This is a genomic window from Enterococcus sp. DIV2449a (assembly GCF_051711225.1).
Classification (GTDB): domain Bacteria; phylum Bacillota; class Bacilli; order Lactobacillales; family Enterococcaceae; genus Enterococcus_D; species Enterococcus_D casseliflavus.
In genome coordinates, this window is the sequence record NZ_JBIOME010000001.1 from 1,736,603 (window position 1) to 1,756,245 (window position 19,643).

Below are 19,643 nucleotides of genomic sequence, written 5' to 3' on the forward strand. Positions count from 1 at the left end.
CACAGTCATCTAAGTACAATTTTCGTTTTATTGCTGCCAATAAAGCAATGACAGCAACAAAAGTTTCAAACTATGTAATACAGGATCGCCGAAAAGACAATGATCAAAATGACCAAGACAACGATTAGTTGATTTAAACGTCGAATAAGCAGGTTTTTCTTATTTTTTTCAAATTCTTTTCCTTCATTTCGATAATATTCTCTATCTTTTGTTCCCACGAGCGCCAACTCCTTTTCCCTGATTTTATCACTATCCTGAAAACAATGGGTGCAATCAAGGTGTTTTGTACAATAAATGGCAGTATTTTGTTAGAGCCTACAATCGTATGCGTATAGCGACTAAATAAGACGACTGACGAGTTCCACGTGATTCATAACGGCAGCTTTCCGAATAACGCCCATACCAGGAAACGACCTTTGCTGATAAGCAGCAACTAATAGCTGCAGCCCAGCTGTTTGTGTAGGATACTCTTCTTCATGCTGTAACAAAGCTTCCATGACTTCGAAAAACTTTTCTTTCTGATTTGGTAATTCTTCCTCAGAAAATAAGTGAACGATTCGCAAGTCTTGCTCTGCTGTCGGATAGATCCAATGCAAAACCAACCGTTTTGAGGGATAACTATGCTCATAATAAATTTTGCTATCGACAGAAAAATCACTAAATCCCGCATAGCCCAATTTATGATAAAAATGATGGGTTTTTGAAAATCCTTCCTCCGGACATTCTGTATAAAAACTATTTTTAGGTAAACGGGTAAAGGGATCTTCCATCAGTAGTTTCGGGCCGTTGATTTTATTTAACAAACGAAACTCTTTGCTTACCAGCACCGGCAGCGTATTTTCCCGCCAATCACTAGCGAGTGCTTGGTCCGCTTGATGAATGATCCAAAGATCAGGCTTTTCTTCCACTGTTTCAATGGGCCGATCTACGATCATTGCTTTAGGGGCAGCAACATTTTGCAACTCTGCTAACCCCTCTGCAGTCAGAAAAGCCCCCGCCTGTGGATTGCGAACCAGATAAAAAGGATGCTGCTTTTTTTGAAACAGGTCAATAGTCGTCCAAAACGTTTTTGATTGCTTGACCGGTTCAATGATCGGCTGGATCGCTTCTGACAAACAATCTTGTTCCAACAGTGCTTTCAACGCCAATAAATCAAATTGTTTTCCACGAATATACGGGAAGTACATCTTCTTCTCTCCTTCTTACTCGCCTGATAAAAAACGTTTTTCCAGCGCTTCATAGGCTGCTCTCGTAGCGGCCAATTCTTCTTTCAAGGCTTCGATCGCTTGCAGCTGAGTATCTTCAATAAATCGATCATAGTAATTGACTCCACCACCGAACAAGTCATACTCAGGCTGACGTTTCTTCAGTTCTTGGTACAAACGTTCTGTTGAAAATACCCGCAATCCTCGAGCAGTCTGTTTTGCTTTGCCGACTTCTCGCGCTTGTGCCGAAATCAACCGAAACAATAAGGCGATTTCTGGAACCTGCAGCTCTTGCCGTTGGGGTTTCTTTTCGACGCTGAAATACCCTTTGCTGCCCGTTTCTTTTTCAAGAAATGCATGATAGACCAAAACACCAATTGTAGGTGCAATCTGATCTTTGACTTTCTCATACAATGCCTTGGGTAAGACAAAATAATTATAATTCCCAATAAAGGATAGTTTTGCTTTTGAGCGAAAATCTGCCAAACTAACTTTGAGTTCGTAGCAACGCCATTCAAAGGTATTTTCAGTCGTCAAGCGACAACTCAAAGTATCCACGATGCCGTGATCATCTGGCATGACTACCTCTTCTACCACAATATCACTGTTTTCCCGACAATAATAATAAAGTGCCTCTTCCATTTCTAAAGTTAAGGATGTCTTCACAAATTCACGACCTTTGTCTTGTTTCACCTATTATAAAACATACGTTCGCATTTTGGAAGAGGGAAATAAAAGCAACCTATCATCCCCTCACCTATTCGGGCATCCGTTAACGAGAATCTCTTCAACCGTCCTCTTTTTACCGCGGAATCGTAACAAAAAAAGCAGCAAGAGCACACCAAGTTGAGCGATTAATAGACCTTTAAAGGGAAATTCAAAAGTAAAGCCTGCGGGAAAATGAAAGAAATGAAAAAAATCCTGCAGTGCTTTTTGACTAAGCCACAAACCGCTGACAAGCCCTATCAAACTAATAACAATGCTTTGAATGCCTACAAAGAAAAGCTCTTCTAAGGTGATTAACAACGGAGACTGTCCTAACAACAACCGAATACTCAGGGATTGCTGCTCCTCCCCCATCAAATGAAAACGATACATGTGATTGCAGTGCCATAAAAAGGCAGCGATCAAGCCTACAGTTAGAACGCCTAGTACGAAGCGAAGCAACTGCAAAAAGAAAAGCCAACTGGCATACGTGAGATCCATCTGATTTTCACTGCTATTTGTTTCATATTGTAGCCATCGATGAAAAAGCACTAGCCAATGCTCTGCAAAGATGGCGATGATCAGTAGAAGAATCGCCAATACACCACTCATCAGCAAATTGCGCCTACGAAGTGCTGCGTGCCAGCCGAATTGGCAAGGATAGTAGAAGTACCGCCATTTGTTCATGATATCCCTCCTTTTGGCGTCTATTTTACAGAACTTTCCAAATTTAGACAAACATCATCTTGTTTACATAATATAATTATAATCAAAAAAAGAGTGCGGCACACAGCCCACACTCTTTTCCCTTTAGCTATCGACGTTTACAAATACCTTGTCAGCAGCTGCAACAAACGCTGCGGAAATTCTGTTAGATTGGAAAGATCAATAAAGCGTTCTTCCCCATAAATCGCTTTGATCACCTCTTTGTCTTGCCCAATAGCAGCTGCAAGAAACAGCACCCCTTGTCGTTCATAGTCAGCGATCACCTGCTGAATATCTTCTTTGGCTTTTACCCCTGTATAATCAGGAAGAGCTTTTGGCTGGCCATCACTGATATTCAAGAGTAATTTAGTGGTTGCCGGCTGATGAGCGAGCTTTTCAGCTAGCACGCGCAAGACAGCTCCATCACGGTTATTTTGCCGAGGCTTCATTGTCATGAGTTTCTCTGGCACAAATTCAAAGCCTTCATTGAATTCTTTGTATGCAAAAAGCGAGGTTTTTTCACGAGCGGTCACGTCCGCTGTATCGCCATAGATCATCAATGGCAAAGATAAACGTTCGGCAAAAGCATTCACCGCTAAGACCGCCTGTTGGGCATACAATATCCGATCTTCTCGAATCATCGAACCTGATTCATCGATGCGCAAAGCAAGAGCTAAGGAAGGCTGTTCTTGAGGTGGATTCTTCTTGTCAAAGGTCCGAAAATCCTGATACGCAACCTTGCTGGCATCAAAGCGTGTACCACTGTATTTACCTCTACTGTATGCCGAAGCTTGTTCGTTTTCCAATACTTCTTGGGTTTGCTTGATCAATGACTCTACGATTGGCAGCAACGGCTGCAAACGCTGTTGGGCTTCAGTCGCTTTTTCTAAATCGACGGGTGGTCGATGAACGATCAGCCCTTCTTTGGCATGGATCGATTCTTTCAATGCTTGTCGTGCTGCCTTTGATGCCGTGGTTTTCTTTTCTTTCTCATGGGCTTCATACGCTTCGATGGACAAAGAATGAGAAGCAGGAGTTGCCTCTTGTGTCTCACTCCCAGCTTTTGCTTGGCCATCATGACTATTGCGTTCTAGTTCTTCTGAAAACGTCGCCTCAGTTGCTGCGCTTTTCGCTTCTTGTTTGTCAGAATCACTGGTTTCCATCGTTTCCGCCTCAGTTTCTTGATTGGCGGTCTCAAGGACTTGCTCATTTTTTAGGATGGGCGTGCCTTCTTCCACTACATTGCGTTGGTCAGCCTCTTCGCTGCTGATTCTGCGTCCTTTGATTTGTTCTTTAAAGGCATTTAGCGGTTGTCCAGAAAACAAAAGCCGCAATTGCGCCAATAACCCTGAAGCTTCTAACGCCTGTTGTAACAGAGAAAGCTCATTTGGATCGGTAGTGATTTTGTAGAGCACTTTGCTATCAATTGCTGTAAAGGGATCTTGTCCTTGTTTGACTGCATTTAACCAATAAAAATAGGAACGCATGCCCGCCACTCCTTTGATGGCGTTGGCTTTGGCGGTCACGTCTAGTAAGCGTATGATTTCAGCCATTTTCTCTGCAGTCGTTTTGTCCGGATAATTGGTTTTGGCAATGCCTCGCTGCACCATGACTGCTAGCTCAGGTAAATCCATTTTTTCAGCATGCTGCATCCGATCTCGCAAGGATTCGTTCAAGGGGCGGTTGCCTTGGTAATTCCGATTCGTTGTGATGATCACCACACAGTCAGGGTGTCGTCGGACAAAGCCAGTCGGGATATTCAGCATCCCGTTTTGTTCAAGGGCCGAGTTTAGTGCCACTAGTACCGAAGCATCACGAATGACCGTTGGCTCTTGAATCTCAAGCAAGTAGCCTTTTTCCAGCGCCCGTACGATTTCGGAGGGATAAAATTTGTATTGAATCGTCGGTTGCTGATCACTGGTTTCGATCCGTTCGATCAGTTCCGCAAATTTCGCCCGTGCCCGCTCACGAGTCAGGGAAAAATGCCGCTGGATCAACCCTAAGACATCTTCAAAACAATCACTTTGATAAATCGCATCCAGCAAGTCCTTGTCCTCTTCTTGGTCGGTGTTGATCACTGGTAATAAAGCACCAAATACATCTGACTTATCCATATCCGCAAAGCAGGTGATTTTGGTGTAGGGCAGTTGCAAGTCAGCAGAAAGTGCCTTTGCCAACTGGGTCTTACCAGACCCAGCATCGCCTTCCAGCAACACATTGAAGATCTTCATCTCTGGATCCGTCCAATTCAACGCGATCTCTGAAGCAATTCGCTGTTCTTCGGCACTGGTCTGATGACTTTGTGGTTTTTTCCAAATCATGGTTTGTTCTAATTTGCTAAAAGCGCGTCCTTTCGTTACGACAAAAGACGGTTGATGTTGTGTCATGGCAATCTGCTCCTTTTCTTAATAACCTAGCTCATCTAAAAGCCGCTTTAGGATTTTGAAGCGTTCACCGTATAGCTCGCCATCTTTTTGCAAGGAATCATAAAAAAGCAAAATGTCTTCATCGATTTTAGGATTTTCGGTGTCTACTTCAACGGTCATTCGATTTCCTTGTAAGCCAATGATCTCGATCAACGGGTTTTCAGGATCGTAAAACTTTTCATGGCGATAGGCCTCTTGAAAATACAAACTAGATTGCGCCACTAAGATTGCTAAATCTAAGATTCTAGTGAGGGGTAGTTCTTCTGACTGACGAGACCATTTTTCACCTGTATGGCGCCAAACCTTGCCTGAGATATCGACTTTTCCGCGATCATTCCATTGTGCTAATCCGAGGGAAAGGCCTTTTGCATCTGTGTGTAATGCATTTTTTCCGTCAACAGTATCATAGTCTTCCACTTTAATGACGGGCTTATGTTTCAAGTTTTCTGGTATTTTCATTATTCTCACTCCTTGTTTAGTAAATTAGTAATTTACTAGATAGAGTAATTATAATGAGGAAGCTGGTTTGGAACAAGCAAAAGGTCTTTTCTAGTAGCTAGGGACAGATGTCTAGTTGATTTTCAGTGGCAAACGATTCTATCCATGACTGCGGCGATTTCAGGAACCAATACCAATGTGACCAATGTGTCTTCGCTGAATGAGGAAACAAGCCGTAAAAAAGCACTTGATAAGAAGCATCTAAAAACAAACGCTCTTAAAAAGTGCTTTTTTATGACGCATTACTTCACTAACTCAATTGATTGAAAAAAAGGCGCAACGCTTGTTTTCTCTGATATGTAAGCTGCGCTTTAGGAATGCCTTGGATCGCCCCTTCAATGCCGTAGAGCATATGCAAGCAAGCGCCCGCATCGCATCGCTGGCGGATAGCTAGAAAAACCTCTTCAGCCGTTTTTGTGCGTAGTTGTTCAGAGGTATTGATGCCGATACGAACCAGGTGATCCGCTAAAACCTGACCTACATTTGGTAACTTTTGCAGTTCATTCATAGGTTTCTCCTTTTTGATTGTTGTCATCCTGCCCCTCTTTCTCTTGACGAATCAACGCATAGAGCTTCATATCGAACAGCTGCTGGTTTTTCTCCGCATGCTTTCGCAAGACGCCTTCTAACGTAAAACCTACCTTTTCCAACACACGACAAGAGGAATGATTCTTCGCAAAAGATTCTGCAGAAATACGAACAATAGTTGATGTAGTAAATACATAGTCACATAGTTGCTGAACAGCTTGGGTCATCAAGCCTTTTCCCCAATACTCTTGTGCAATAGAGTAGCCAATCTCAGCCGTTCTATAATGGATATTTTCTTTGCGAACAGCACGGATACTGCCGACTGCTCGGTCATCCACAGTGATCGCAAAGGCAAATTCTGCTTCCTCCACAGATCGAATATAGGCTTGTGCATCTGCGACCGTATAGGGGAATGGCAACCCATCTTGTAAATAATCGTGGATGGTTTGATTATTTAACGCACGGGCTAAATCTTGCGCATCGCTCATTTGCCACCTTCTTAAGGAACACTTCATAGCAATTCCTCCTTTGTCAGTCCTTCATTTTGATCCTATTGTACGAGTTTGTGTGATTTTTTACAAGCGAACCTCAAAAAAGCAGAAAAAAGAACCAGCTAGACAAACGTCTAATTGGTTCTTACATACAATGTCTTGAAAAGATAAAGGCGTGAATGAACATAGAAAAAATAATAATTATTGCGCTGAAATAGCGATCCCAATGGCTTTTTCTCCTAAATGCGTGCCGATAACTGGTCCGAAGTGACCAATCTCAATTTCTGCATTTGGGTATTTCGCTTGTAGCTTCGCTTTTTCTTCTTTCGCTACTTCTAAATTGTTGGCGTGGATTACATAAAATTTAACAGGCAATGCGATTTCTTGCTCCCGTTGACCAATGATATCCTCCGCGCGATTGAATGCTTTTTTACTGGAACGAATGCGCTCGTAAAGCACAATTTTACCTTGATCAAAGGTCAAGATCGGTTTGATTTTTAATAATCCGCCAATCAAGGCTGCCCCATTGGTTAAGCGACCGCCGCGAACCAAGTTATTCAAGTCGTCCACGATTAGATAGGCATAGGTATTGTCTCTGATAGTGTCCAGATGGGAAATGATCTCTTCTACGGTTTTGCCTTGACTTGATAGATCAAGAGCGGTTTCTACCATGTGGCCCATCGGCATACTTGTGATCTTCGAATCGTAAGGAATGATTTGAACGCCTTCGATTTCATCGGTGATTCCATAAAGCGTTCCGATAAATCCAGAGATCCCGCTTGATAAGTGGATACTAATGATCGTGTCGTAACCGCGATCTTTCAATGACTCATATAAGGCTAACACTTCTCCTAATACCGGTTGAGAAGTGGTTGGGAATTCTTTGCTGTTTTTCAGCAAAGCGTAATACTCATCAGCTTCAATGTCGATACCTTCATTGTAGACTTTTCCATCTAAAATAACAGGAATCGGTATGATAAACAAATCTTCATGGTTTTTGATCCGTTCCGGCAGATAAGCTGTACTGTCAGTAACAACGGCTAATTTCATTCTTTTTCCTCGTTTCAACAAATTTCAAACGTCATTAATAATATAGCATAAATTTACTTACTTTCAAATGGTTTTCAGAACTTTTCATTCTGCTTACTCATTAAGAAAATTCCTGATCGCTTGTTGATTGGTTTCAAGATTGACGACTAACACACTTCCGGCACTCGCACTTGAACCGTATTGCCAAGAGTCAGCGACTGGGACAGTCAAGCTGTCGACTCCTCCCGCCCCTCGAGCAATCGAGAAGGTATTTTTTAATAGGAAAGACATTGGCAGGTTGGTGGAAGCATAGCCTAAGACTTTTCCAGCTGCATAAGGCAATTTTAAAATAGCTAAAGGATTTTTCATTTCGCTAAAGATCGCATCCATTACTTGCTGCTGTCGTCTTACACGACCGAAGTCACCTTCTTCGTCCATCCGAAAGCGTGCGTATTGCAACAGCTCAAGCCCATTCATTTGTTGTTGCCCTTGCTTGATGGCAACTTCAAGATTTTTACTCATATCTTTTTCCGCGTTGATAGCAACGCCTGAGGGAAACAATGTGTCGATCACTTTTTCAAAGGAACGAAAGTCAACTTTTGCATAATAGTTGGTTTCTAGCCCGAAGTTCTCCGCTAACGTTTGTCTAACCAAATCAGCACCACCAAAGGCATAAGCCGCATTGATCTTGTTTTCGCCATAACCGGGAATCGTAACTAAAGTATCCCGCATAAAGGAAAGTAGCTTCGGTTGCTTACTGGGACCATCTAATTGCAAAACCATAATAGTGTCTGCTCGTCCAGCTTCTCCTTCACGACTATCACTACCAATGAGCAATATATTCCGAGCACCATTTGCAGCGGCCGTACCATTAAAGGACTCTTCATCAGTCGTAGCAAAAGCAGCGTCACTTCTTGCGACTTGCTGACCGACAAGAAACGCAATCAATGAATAGGCAAAAAGCACCAATAGTACCCGAACCACAATACGCAGAACTGGGTGCTTCCGCTTTTTCTTTTGTTTGGGTTGCTTGGTCTTCTTAAGCTTTGACGGTTTTTGTTTGCTTTGTTCCTGGCTTTGATGCATCGCAGGCCTCTGAGCAGATAGCGGAGGGATCGCGCTTTTTCGTCCCTCAGATTTTATTGCTCCTACTTGTGACTGTTCTCGAGAACTTTGAGCCGCACGAGAGTCGCTTGCCCTAGGATGCTCGGTGTTTTGATAAGGAATGTCTCCTACTCGCTCATCAGCAGAAGAAGTAGAATCACTCGGTCTGACGCGCTGGTTTCTTCTTTTGGCTTCTCGACGGGCAAAGATACTTTCTTTGGCTGCCTGACTGGATTCCTTTTCTAGCCGTTCATGCAGTTTTTTATTTTTTTCCATCCTGCTCATTGCTTCTGATCCTCCAACTAAAAAATAGCTCTCTGTCTATAAGGATACCCTAGACCTTATAGAAAGAAAGCTATTTTCTGAAATTTTAACCTTTTTCTAGGAAATTTCTTCATATTTTACCTCAGATGCTTTGATGCACCTTGTCGTAAGCTCACAAATCCTGCTTGCTCATAAAATGATTTCACTTGGTTTGCCGACCAAAAGTTTAGTGAGAGATCATCGAAGCCTTTTTCCAGCGCAACATTTTCAGCAAATACCAACAATTGTTTTCCAATATGCATCCCTTGGTACCGAGGGTCAACAGCGATCGCTGCAATTTCCAGCCACTTTCGTTCATGCATCATCGCATTTTGTGGCAAACAGACCTCTTGAAGATGCACAAAGCCACAAGGCTGGTCCGCCAACCAAGCGATAAAAAAGTGGTGGCTTGGCTCTTGCAGCTGCTGTGTGATTGCTTGTTCAAATCTTGACTGATCAAAGGGCTTAAAAATCGTTGGGTACCATTGATGGTGCTGTGTTTGGATCTCTTTATGAAACGTTGCTAAAAGGGTTTCATCATGGCTAAATTTTATTTTGACTTGAGTCATTTTTTGTCACTTCCTCAACAACATTTACGGAATACACGCCGAGAAGATGGACTTGACCACCCAACAACTGAATCTCTTCAAAGGCATTTACAATCAGTTGCCACGGCTTGTCCATCACCAGATCGATCACGAAAAAGTATTCCCCTAAGGTGGTTTTTGAAGGCCGCGATTCAATTTTGCTTAAATCAATTTCTCGCCAGCCAAAGGTTGCTAAGATTTTGTGCAAGATCCCCGGTCGATTTGCTGGGAGCGTCACAAAAATCGTTGCTTTCTCAGCAGTCTGCTCTGGTAATTGGGTGTTTGCTGCTTTCTTCGTCAAAACCCAAAAACGGGTTTGATTAAAGGCAACATCTTGAATATTGGTTTTTTTGATCGTTAATTGATAGGCCAATGCCGCTTCTTTGGAAGCAATCGCCGCAACTGCTTCTTCTGGATGTTTTGCTACGTAGGCTGCTGCAGTCGTTGTGGAAGCAACCGCCTCAACAGTAGCTCCAGCAAATCGGGCTTCGATGAAGTCGGCACATTGCGCTAAGGCTTGCGGATGAGAAATTATCTTAGTGATGGGACGGTTGTCTTTTGCTGATTGCTGAGAAACTAACAATTGATGATTGATCGGTAAAATAACTTCCTGTTCGATGCTCAACTGATTTTGACGAAAGAGCGTATCAATCGTGGCATGAACAGATCCTTCTAATGAGTTCTCGTTCGGAACGACCGCGCGATCGATCACGCCGTTAGCTAGCGCTTGAATACAAAGCGGAATCGATCCATAGGGGATACAGGTATTTTCCGGATAAGCTTCTTGCGCAGCTAAATGCGTAAAGGAACTTTTCGGTCCTAAATAACCAATCTTCATTTTATGCACCCGCTTTGATCAAAATTTCCTGTACGATTTCTTCTGGTGCTTTGTTCGTCGTTTCAACGATCAATGAAGCAGTTTCTTCATAAAGAGGGATCCGAGGACGGTAAACAGCCAATATTTCTTCTGGTGATTTTGAGACGACTAAGGGACGAATGCTGCCATTATCCGCCTTTAAGCGATGAATCAGCTCCTCGGGATCTGTTTTTAAATACACGACGAGCGGCATCTCTTTTAAAAGTTGACGATTTTCTTCTTTTAATACGATGCCCCCACCAGTGGAAATAATTTGTTCCTTTGCCAAAGTTTTAGCTAAAATATCCGTTTCGATTTTGCGAAAGGCTTCCTCACCGTGTTGGTCGAAAAATTCTTGAATGGTCATGCCGATCTCAGCAACGATCAAGTCATCAAAATCCACATGAGACTGTTTCGTTTCTTCAGCCAAAAGACGACCAATCGTGGTTTTTCCAGCACCCATAAATCCAATTAATATCACTTTTTTCACTCGCTGTTTCCTCCTTTAGCCAAACGTGCGACATCCTCAAAAAAATCAGGATAAGAAACTGCTACGGCTTCGGCTTTTTCTAATTCTACCTCTTCATCTGTCAATAAGGCGGCAATTTGCAGCATCATGCCGATGCGATGGTCCCCCCGACTTGACACACGTCCGCCATGCAAAGGGGTTGGACCGTTGATGATCAACCCGTCCTCGGTGGGAGTGATGTCCGCCCCAAGTTTTGTCAACTCTTCGGCAGTTGCATCAATTCGGTTGGTTTCTTTTACTTTCAGTTCTTCCGCATCTTTGATCACCGTTTTGCCATGAGCCTGCGTGGCTAACAACGCAATGATCGGCAATTCATCGATCAAGCGTGGGATAATATCGCCAGCGATGGTTACTGCCTGCAAGGTAGAACTTCGAACGGTAAGGTCAGCTGATTGATTCTGATCGTCTTGATTGGAACAAGCAATCGAAGCACCCATCTCCTCTAGCACGTCAAGAATTCCTGTACGAGTGGGGTTGATCCCGACATTTTTTAAAACGATCTCACTTTCTGGCATAATCGCGCCGGCTGTTAGGAAAAAAGCAGCGGAGGAAATATCACCAGGAACAATTACTTCTTGTCCTTGGAGTGTTTGAGGTCCCGTCACAGTGATCGTTTTGCCTTGTGTTGTGATGACGCCACCGAATTGACGGATCATTTCTTCAGTATGGTTACGGCTCGCCTCTTTTTCAATAATCGTCGAGGTACCTTGTGCTTGCAATGCCGCAAAAATCAGCGCCGATTTTACTTGGGCACTTGCTACGGGCATCTGATAATTGATGGGCTGTAAAGAAGCAGTACCATTAACGGTGATCGGTGGGAACTCCGTCTGCTCATGCCCTCTCACATTGGCACCCATTTCTCTTAATGGCAGCATCACGCGATTCATTGGTCGTCTATTCAATGAGTCATCACCGAATAAGGTAGTTGTAAATGGCTGTCCAGCCAAAATCCCCATCATTAGACGAATCGTTGTACCAGAATTACCGATATCGATTGGTTCGTGGGCAGGCTTAAGGCCATTGAAGCCCTGTCCTTCAATCGTGATCGTCTGACCGTCATCATGGATCGGAACCCCTAATGATTGAAATGCATGAAGGGTGCTATAGCAGTCTTCTCCACGTAAGAAATTTCGGACAGTCGTTGTTCCTTCAGCTAACGCCCCGAACATGATACTGCGATGCGAGATCGATTTGTCAGCAGGGACCGCTATCGTCCCTTTTAAATGTGTTGCTTTTTTTAGTTTCATCCCAGCCTCCTATTTTTTTCGACACGAATAGGTCGTCTTGTTTTGGATCAGCTGCTCTGCTTGCAGCAAATCATTTTGCGTTTTAAATGAAATCTGTAAAACACCAATGATGTCTTCTCGAGTTTCAAGAATTTTTAAGTTGATCAAAGAGAGCTGATGTTCGCTCAATAGCCCCGTCACTTCAGCGACAACACCAGGATGATCCGGTACATCGATGAATAGATCATAAAATGCCGGGATCGCGCCATTTTGATGAACCGGCAATTGATCCCGTGTTTCCTTCGCGGATTCAAAGAACCGAAAGATCGCCCGTTCGTCTTTTTCTTGCAACCAGTGAGCCATGGTCGTCATTTGTTTTTGCCACTCATCGATCAGCTGCAGCAGTTCCTGTCGATTACTCAATAAGATATCGGTCCACATGCGAGGATCTGAAGAAGCGATGCGAGTGATATCGCGAAAACCGCCTGCTGCAAGTTGTTGCGCTCTGGGGTGGGCTTGGTTGAAAGCGTCTGCCTGATTGACTAATCCAGAAGCAATAATATGGGGCAAATGGCTCAACATCCCTGTGATTTGATCATGCTCTTTTGGCGCAAGCGCCACATATTTGGCTCTAGTGCCGCGAAAAAGCTCTTGCAGCTCTTCCATCCGCTGACTTTTCGTCGGTGTGAAGATATAGTAAGCATTCTCGAAAAGGTTCTCATCGGCTGCTGTGATCCCTGATTTATGAGAGCCAGCCATCGGATGGCCCCCAATAAAATCAAAGGAAAAGGACTCGGCGAATTGGGTGATTTCCGCTTTGGTACTGCCGGTGTCTGTTACTAGCACCGAAGGCTTTAATGAAAGTGTCCCCAGTTCGGCAAGATATTTTTTGGTGATCTCTACCGGCAATGCCAACAAAATCACGTCGGCACGGACAGCACCTTCTGAAAATGAAGGGGGCACTTCGTCTACTAAACTTGTCGCTAATGCGATCTCATTGGTTTCCTGACAATCCCAGCCCATCAAATGCACTTGCGGATGTGCCTTTTTGATACATTTTGCTAAGGAAGCGCCGATCAATCCTAGACCGGCGACAAAGATATTTTGGTTCATGAAAAGAATCCTCATTTCTACTGGAATTTTTGCTGGTTCTTTAATCAGTAGGTTAACAAGTATTCTCGATACGCCTGAACAGATGCAGTCAATTCTTCGAATGAATCACTTGGGAACTTTTCTAATAGTTCATTGGCCACCACTGTCGCCACCACACTCTCACAAACAACACTGGCTGCTGGTACAGCGGTGCTATCTGAGCGTTCGACGCTTGCTTTATACGGTTCTTTGCTGTCGATATCCACACTTTGCAACGGCTTGTACAAGGTCGGGATCGGCTTCATAACACCACGAACCACGATTGGTTCACCGTTCGTCATGCCGCCTTCAAACCCGCCAAGGTTGTTGCTGCGACGGGTATAGCCTCGTTGTTCGTCCCATAAAATCTCATCCATGACTTTGGAACCTGGCAAAACACCAGCCTCAAAGCCAACGCCGAACTCAGCACCTTTAAAGGCATTGATGCTGACCACGGCTTGGGCGATTTTCGCATCAAGTTTTTTGTCCCATTGCACGTAACTACCTAAACCAGCAGGAACGCCGCCAACAAGTACTTCCACTACACCGCCGATCGTATCGCCATTTTTCTTCGTTTGATCGATCAGCTGCTTGATTTCTTCTTCGACTGACGGATCTAACACCCTTACTTCTGAAGCTTCAGAGCGTTCTGCGATTTCTTTGACGGTCAACCCTTCAGGAATTTCCGCTTTGATGCCGCCTAACATTGTTACATGACCTGCCACATCGATGCCAAGCTCCTTTAAAATTTTCTTCGCGATTGCTCCGATGGCTACCCGCATAGTCGTTTCCCGGGCAGATGAACGTTCCAAGACGTTTCGTAAATCTTGATGATGGTATTTCATGCCGCCGACTAAGTCAGCATGACCAGGTCTTGGTCGTGCCACTCGTCTTAGTTTGCGGTCTTTTTCTGGTACCTCTTCGATCGCCATGACCTTGGTCCAGTTTTTCCAATCTTTGTTCTCAACCACTAAAGTCACAGGAGAGCCTAGTGTTTTTCCATGACGGATACCCGAAGTGATACGGACTTGGTCTTTTTCAATCAGCATCCGTCCCCCACGGCCATAGCCGGTTTGTCGTCTCGCTAATTCAAAATTAATGTCTTCTGCTGTTAATGGCAATCCTGCCGGTAAACCTTCGATAATGGCGGTCAACTCTGGTCCATGTGATTCGCCTGCTGTAATATAACGCATGATCCGTTACCTTCCTTTCTTATAATAGGTAGTCTTTGATTTTTTCAGTCGGGATCGTCACGATTTTCGCCTGTCCGATCGCTTCTAATAGAATAATCTTCAATTGTTGCCCGCGGGCTTTTTTATCATGAGTGATTGCTTGGTATAATTGCTCTTTATCTATTTCACTTGGTGTGATCGGCAAATGAAACTTCTCAACCATTTCTGTAAGCTGCTGGGTCGTACCTTTTGGTGTTAATCCGATGGCTTCTGCATGACGGGTGATCATGATCATCCCCATTGCAACCCCTTCGCCATGACTGGTGTCAAACGCGGCTGTTCTTTCTAAGCCATGCCCGATCGTATGACCGAAGTTCAGTGTCAGACGACTGCCATGATCAAAAGGATCTTCTTCTACTACTTTTTGTTTTACCTTTAAAGAAGCAGTGATTACTTTCTCAGCATGTGCCAAAAGATCGACTTCATCTTTCAAACCTGCTAACGTTTGCCAAAGCTCAGGATCTGCAATAGCGGCTGACTTGATGATTTCAGCAATGCCTTCTTGGACGCGTTTGAGGGGCAAACTTGTAAGTAAATCTGGATCGATCATCACACCGGCTGGTTGTGCAAATGTCCCGACGAGATTCTTGGCACTGCCAGTATTTACAGCTGTTTTTCCGCCGATACTTGAATCGACCTGTGCCAATAACGTCGTTGGAATCTGCAAGAAATCAATGCCGCGCATATAAGTAGAAGCAACAAATCCTCCAAGATCACCAATCACACCGCCACCAAGGGCAATGATCCCATCGCTTCTGGTCATTCCGAGTTGGGCAAGACCATCATATAAATTAGCTGCTTGCTCTAGTGATTTGCTTTTTTCGCCAGCTGGTACGACTAACAGTGTTGCCTCAAACCCTGCAGCGGTTAAGGAATCGACGATTTGTCCGCCATACAGGGGTGCGACGTTGCTGTCTGTAATGACGGCAATACGCTGTTTGTCCCACAACTGTTGCACCCAGGTTCCGACTTTTTGAAACGCCCCTCGTTTGATGAGGATATCATAGGAATGTTCTTCTAAATGAATGTGTAACATTGATTTTTGCACCTCTTTTATTGGTTGTCTTGACGCTTAGTCTTGCAACGCTTTGATTTCTTTCATCGCTTTTTCCATGATATGGACTTCTTTCATCATGTTCATGTACGTTTTTTCATTAAGTGATTGAGGACCATCAGACCAAGCATTGGCTGGATCTGGATGGATCTCAACGATCATCCCATCGGCGCCAGCAGCAACACCCGCTCTAGCCATAGGCGGTACGAGATCCCAGATACCTGTTCCATGACTAGGATCAACGATGATTGGGAAGTGGCTCAGTTTTTTGATGATTGGTACCGCACTTAGATCAAAGGTATTACGGGTTGCTGTTTCGTAAGTTCGGATCCCACGTTCAATGAAAATCACTTCACTTTTATCTTGAACGGCGATGTATTCCGCTGCATTCAACCATTCGTCGATCGTGCCAGAGATGCCTCGTTTAAGGCCAATTGGTTTCCCAGTTTTCCCAACGGCAGCTAGCAATTTGAAGTTTTGCATGTTCCGAGCACCAATCTGCAAAATGTCACTGTATTCCGCAACCATATCGATATGTCCTTCGTCCATGACTTCTGTGATGACTTTCATGCCCGTTTCATCCGCTGCTTGACGAATGTATTTTAGCCCTTCTTCTTCCAGCCCTTGGAATGCGTATGGCGACGTGCGTGGTTTGAAGGCACCACCACGTAAGATTTGTGCACCACCAGCTTTAGCGATTCGGGCACATTCACGAATTTGGTCTAAGCCTTCAATCGAACATGGACCAGCCATCGTAACAAAGTTGCCGTCACCGATTTTCACGCCATCTACATCCACAACCGTATCTTGCGGATGGAACTCACGAGAGGTCAATTTGTAGGTGTTTGAGATCCGAATGGCATCTTCGACACCCTCGTAGCTGCGAAAAGCAACATCTTGGATGCGGCGGGTATCCCCTTTTAAGCCGATAACGACCTGTTCTTTTCCTTGGTTGACTTGAACATCTAAGCCTTCTTTTTTGATTCTTGTTACAACAACTTCAACTTGTTCTGGCGTAGCGCCTGGTTTCATAATTACGATCATTTTTTCTTCCTACTTTCGTTTTTTTCTGTTTTTTATTTTTTACATGGATTCGATGAGTGCTTTGACTTTTTCAACAGGCATCGCTTTGCCAGTCCAAAGTTCAAATGCGGCTGCACCTTGATAGAGTAGCATGCTTAAGCCGTTTGCAGTTTTGGCGCCGACTGCTTTCGCATCTTTCAAAAGCTGCGTTTCTCTTGGATTATAGATGACATCATAGACAGCTAATGATTCCCGCAGGAGTGTTTTATCTTTCAGAGGACTTTCGGTATCATTTGGTTTCATTCCCACGCCCGTGGCATTTACCAATAAGCTGCTTTGATCGATGGCTGTTTTTAAAGCCATCTGATCTTCTAAGTCGGTTAAGGTAATTTCACAAGCTGTTTTTTGTGCAATCTGTGTTAATTTTTCTTGGATGATTGGATAAAACTCATCCTTGCGGTTAAAGACATGGATCGTTTTGACGCCGTCTAGTGCGGCTTGGCTAATGATCGCTGTCGCCGCTCCACCAGCTCCAATCACCGTCATGGTGTCGCCAAGGATGGATACTTGAATGTCCTCAAGAGCTCGCATAAAGCCGATGCCGTCTGTATTGTGCCCAATCAAGCGTCCTTCTTGATTGACGATCGTATTGATTGCGCCGATCAACTCGGCTGCTGGTGAACATTCATCCATCAGCGCTACAGCCGCCATTTTATGAGGCATCGATAAATTGACACCTAAGAGGTCCAACTGACGGATGCTTTGGATACTAGCGGCTAAATCATCCGGCTCAACATCAAAGGCCAGATACACGGCGTCGATCCCTTGTTCTTCAAAAGAAAGATTGTGCATCGCTGGAGAGATGCTGTGTTTGGCTGGTTTGGCAAATAGTGCCGCCAACCGTGTGTGTCCGGTTATCATTTGTTTCATCTGGTTCATTCCTTTCAACAAAAAAAGATGTCCACCGTAAATTTAAGAATCTACAGTGAACACCTTCAAACATTACATAACGACAGAGCCGATATGTGAATATAAAAAATAGCCACTATAGATTTTACGATCTACGTGGCTGCGAATTCATTACGAAATGCTCTAGCCATCATAGATACAAACTTAGCGTTTGTACCCATGCCTTCATGAATACAAACCTATCTAAAATAGCTAAAGTAATATTTATTCAGTTGTGTGGGGTTCGTTAGCAATAATTTTTGCATAGTCGTTCGCTCCAAACTGATGTAAGATTGACCTAAGTATAGGTTTAACTTTGAAAGATGTCAATGATTTTTTCTTATTTTTTTCATTTATTTGATTGTTTTTTTTGAAAACACTGTTCTATCAAGGGTTTATAAGTCATCCTCAAAGAACAATAATAGTTCAGGTAAGCTTAATTGCGCTTTTTCCTCTGCTGAAAGATCTTTGACGATCTCCCCTTTTCTGAGCAGGATCAAGCGGTCTCCGTATTTTAATGCATCTTCCATCCGATGGGTGATCATTAGACAGGTCAGGTTTTGTTCTTCCACGCGTTTTGCAGTGATTTGCATCAGCTGTTTGGAGGTCTTTGGATCTAACGCAGCCGTATGTTCATCTAGCAACAACAGTTTTGGAGTTTGGATCGTTGCCATCAATAAACTTAGTGCCTGTCGTTGACCACCAGATAAACTGCCCGTTGGCGTATCCAAATGATTTTCCAACCCGTTGCCGATTTCTTTACAAAGTGCAAAGAACATTTCCCTTTGTCCTTGGAGTTGTCGAAGACCAAGTGACCGTTTTTGCCCTCTTTTTTGGGCTAACAGCAGATTTTCTGCCACTGTCATACGGGGAGCAGTGCCCATTTTCGGATCTTGGAAAACCCGCGCCAAAAAGCGTGCGCGTTTTTCTTCCGAAAGTGTAGTCACATTTTGATCATCGATCATCACTTGCCCACTCGTCAAGGGCATGGTGCCTGAGATGCAGTTGAATAACGTGCTTTTGCCGGCGCCGTTTCCTCCAACGACCGTGACAAATTCTCCTGGCTTTAAAGAAAGATCGATTTTATTCAAGAGTACTTTTTTCTCATTTGGTCCGTTGCCGACAACTTTAAAGGCTTTTTTTAAGGCTAACATTATTCGTCCTCCGTTTCAAAACCAGTGCGTAGATGCAAGGCTTGTTTAAATTGAGGGATCAACAAGCAGATCGTCAAGACGATTGCAGAGAAGATCTTCAAGTAGGTCGTATCAAATCCAGCTTTGATCACAAATAGGATCAATAATTGGTAAATAATGCTGCCAATCACAATAGCGATCAAACGTTCCAGCAAGGTCAGTTCCCCGTATAACACTTCACCAATGATGATTGACGCCAGTCCGATAACGATCACACCGATACCTTTGCTTATGTCGGCATAGCCGTCATTTTGCGCAATCAATGCGCCTGAGAGTGCGATCACGCCATTGGAGACGATCAATCCAATGATTTTCATTCGATCGGTATTGATCCCCATCGATTTTGCCATATGCTCATTATCACCTGTAGCGATGTAAGCTTGACCCAAATTTGTATGGAAAAAGTAAACCAAGACGCCCCCGATCAACAAGACCATGATCAATCCAATGATCACCGTATCATAATAATTCGGTAAATTCATTCTAGTAAAAAAATCTTGAATTTTCGGTTGGTTTAATAAAGAGAGGTTGGGTGAGCGCATCACAAACAGCATGACCGAGTTCAATGAAGACATCACCAAGATTCCAGCTAAAATCACGGGAATTTTGCCTTTTGTATAAAGAAGTCCTGTCACACAGCCCGCACACATCCCAGCCAATACTCCTAAACAAGTCGCTAAGACGGGCGACACCCCATGGGTGATCGCTGTCACACAGACAGCACCGCCTAACGGAAAGGACCCTTCCGTCGTCATATCCGGGAAATTTAAAATTCGATAGGTCATAAAAATCCCTAATCCCAGGATTCCCCAAAGTAGTCCTTGCCCTATTGCTGAAACAATCATCATTCTTCCTCCATATTCTTACAAG

General features: G+C 43.9%; 21 protein-coding genes. All 21 read right to left on the reverse strand.

The window, feature by feature from the left end; all coding sequences use genetic code 11:
• Positions 1 to 65 precede the first annotated feature (65 nt).
• The 21 genes from IGI76_RS08175 to IGI76_RS08275 all read right to left on the reverse strand — a co-directional run bounded on the left by IGI76_RS08175 (position 66) and on the right by IGI76_RS08275 (position 19,618).
• Positions 66 to 218 carry a hypothetical protein gene (locus tag IGI76_RS08175; RefSeq protein ID WP_010748347.1) on the reverse strand — a complete coding sequence of 51 codons (153 nt, stop codon included), beginning with the start codon at positions 216 to 218 and terminating at the stop codon, positions 66 to 68.
• Positions 219 to 338: 120 nt separating this feature from the next.
• Positions 339 to 1,187 carry a sce7725 family protein gene (locus tag IGI76_RS08180; RefSeq protein ID WP_333719165.1) on the reverse strand — a complete coding sequence of 283 codons (849 nt, stop codon included), beginning with the start codon at positions 1,185 to 1,187 and terminating at the stop codon, positions 339 to 341.
• Between the two features lie 15 nt (positions 1,188 to 1,202).
• Positions 1,203 to 1,871 carry a hypothetical protein gene (locus IGI76_RS08185; RefSeq protein ID WP_438781746.1) on the reverse strand — a complete coding sequence of 223 codons (669 nt, stop codon included), beginning with the start codon at positions 1,869 to 1,871 and terminating at the stop codon, positions 1,203 to 1,205.
• Positions 1,872 to 1,958: 87 nt separating this feature from the next.
• The gene (locus IGI76_RS08190) at positions 1,959 to 2,597 is read right to left on the reverse strand and encodes a hypothetical protein (protein ID WP_333719166.1); all 639 of its coding nucleotides are present in this window, start codon (positions 2,595 to 2,597) and stop codon (positions 1,959 to 1,961) included.
• 137 nt (positions 2,598 to 2,734) lie between these two features.
• A complete protein-coding gene (locus tag IGI76_RS08195) occupies positions 2,735 to 5,002 on the reverse strand; it encodes an AAA family ATPase (protein WP_333719167.1) in 2,268 nt (755 codons plus the stop codon).
• Between the two features lie 18 nt (positions 5,003 to 5,020).
• The gene (locus tag IGI76_RS08200; RefSeq protein ID WP_005235941.1) at positions 5,021 to 5,500 is read right to left on the reverse strand and encodes a DUF6530 family protein; all 480 of its coding nucleotides are present in this window, start codon (positions 5,498 to 5,500) and stop codon (positions 5,021 to 5,023) included.
• Positions 5,501 to 5,789: 289 nt separating this feature from the next.
• A complete protein-coding gene (locus tag IGI76_RS08205) occupies positions 5,790 to 6,047 on the reverse strand; it encodes a TfoX/Sxy family DNA transformation protein (protein ID WP_333719170.1) in 258 nt (85 codons plus the stop codon).
• Positions 6,040 to 6,582, reverse strand: a complete 543-nt coding sequence (locus tag IGI76_RS08210) for a GNAT family N-acetyltransferase (protein WP_438781360.1) — start codon at positions 6,580 to 6,582, stop codon at positions 6,040 to 6,042. Before IGI76_RS08210 ends, IGI76_RS08205 begins: the two co-directional genes overlap by 8 nt.
• 177 nt (positions 6,583 to 6,759) lie before the next feature.
• Positions 6,760 to 7,608 carry a DegV family protein gene (locus IGI76_RS08215; protein WP_005235946.1) on the reverse strand — a complete coding sequence of 283 codons (849 nt, stop codon included), beginning with the start codon at positions 7,606 to 7,608 and terminating at the stop codon, positions 6,760 to 6,762.
• 93 nt (positions 7,609 to 7,701) lie between these two features.
• On the reverse strand, positions 7,702 to 8,976 hold the full coding sequence (locus IGI76_RS08220; RefSeq protein WP_086295399.1) for an LCP family protein: 1,275 nt from the start codon (positions 8,974 to 8,976) through the stop codon (positions 7,702 to 7,704).
• A 116-nt stretch (positions 8,977 to 9,092) separates the two neighbouring features.
• Complete coding sequence (locus IGI76_RS08225) at positions 9,093 to 9,563, reverse strand: GNAT family N-acetyltransferase (RefSeq protein ID WP_086295401.1); 471 nt, start codon at positions 9,561 to 9,563, stop codon at positions 9,093 to 9,095.
• Entirely contained in the window at positions 9,538 to 10,419 is an 882-nt protein-coding gene (gene pheA / locus IGI76_RS08230; protein ID WP_086295403.1) for a prephenate dehydratase, read from the reverse strand. The genes IGI76_RS08225 and pheA overlap by 26 nt, the downstream gene beginning before the upstream one ends.
• A gap of 1 nt (position 10,420) precedes the next feature.
• Entirely contained in the window at positions 10,421 to 10,927 is a 507-nt protein-coding gene (locus IGI76_RS08235; protein ID WP_008379901.1) for a shikimate kinase, read from the reverse strand.
• Positions 10,924 to 12,213 carry a 3-phosphoshikimate 1-carboxyvinyltransferase gene (gene aroA / locus IGI76_RS08240; protein WP_086295405.1) on the reverse strand — a complete coding sequence of 430 codons (1,290 nt, stop codon included), beginning with the start codon at positions 12,211 to 12,213 and terminating at the stop codon, positions 10,924 to 10,926. Before aroA ends, IGI76_RS08235 begins: the two co-directional genes overlap by 4 nt.
• Positions 12,214 to 12,222: 9 nt before the next feature.
• Complete coding sequence (locus tag IGI76_RS08245; protein WP_167823256.1) at positions 12,223 to 13,305, reverse strand: prephenate dehydrogenase; 1,083 nt, start codon at positions 13,303 to 13,305, stop codon at positions 12,223 to 12,225.
• A 44-nt stretch (positions 13,306 to 13,349) separates the two neighbouring features.
• Complete coding sequence (aroC, locus tag IGI76_RS08250; RefSeq protein WP_077453377.1) at positions 13,350 to 14,516, reverse strand: chorismate synthase; 1,167 nt, start codon at positions 14,514 to 14,516, stop codon at positions 13,350 to 13,352.
• A gap of 19 nt (positions 14,517 to 14,535) precedes the next feature.
• Entirely contained in the window at positions 14,536 to 15,591 is a 1,056-nt protein-coding gene (gene aroB, locus IGI76_RS08255) for a 3-dehydroquinate synthase (RefSeq protein ID WP_015509713.1), read from the reverse strand.
• Positions 15,592 to 15,627: 36 nt separating this feature from the next.
• Positions 15,628 to 16,653: a 3-deoxy-7-phosphoheptulonate synthase gene (aroF, locus tag IGI76_RS08260; protein ID WP_005226100.1), complete on the reverse strand. Its 1,026-nt coding sequence runs from the start codon at positions 16,651 to 16,653 to the stop codon at positions 15,628 to 15,630.
• 39 nt (positions 16,654 to 16,692) lie between these two features.
• A complete protein-coding gene (locus IGI76_RS08265; RefSeq protein ID WP_167827274.1) occupies positions 16,693 to 17,562 on the reverse strand; it encodes a shikimate dehydrogenase in 870 nt (289 codons plus the stop codon).
• 413 nt (positions 17,563 to 17,975) lie between these two features.
• Complete coding sequence (locus IGI76_RS08270; RefSeq protein ID WP_005226102.1) at positions 17,976 to 18,734, reverse strand: ABC transporter ATP-binding protein; 759 nt, start codon at positions 18,732 to 18,734, stop codon at positions 17,976 to 17,978.
• Positions 18,734 to 19,618, reverse strand: a complete 885-nt coding sequence (locus IGI76_RS08275; RefSeq protein ID WP_010748362.1) for an ABC transporter permease — start codon at positions 19,616 to 19,618, stop codon at positions 18,734 to 18,736. The genes IGI76_RS08270 and IGI76_RS08275 overlap by 1 nt, the downstream gene beginning before the upstream one ends.
• Positions 19,619 to 19,643 lie beyond the last annotated feature (25 nt).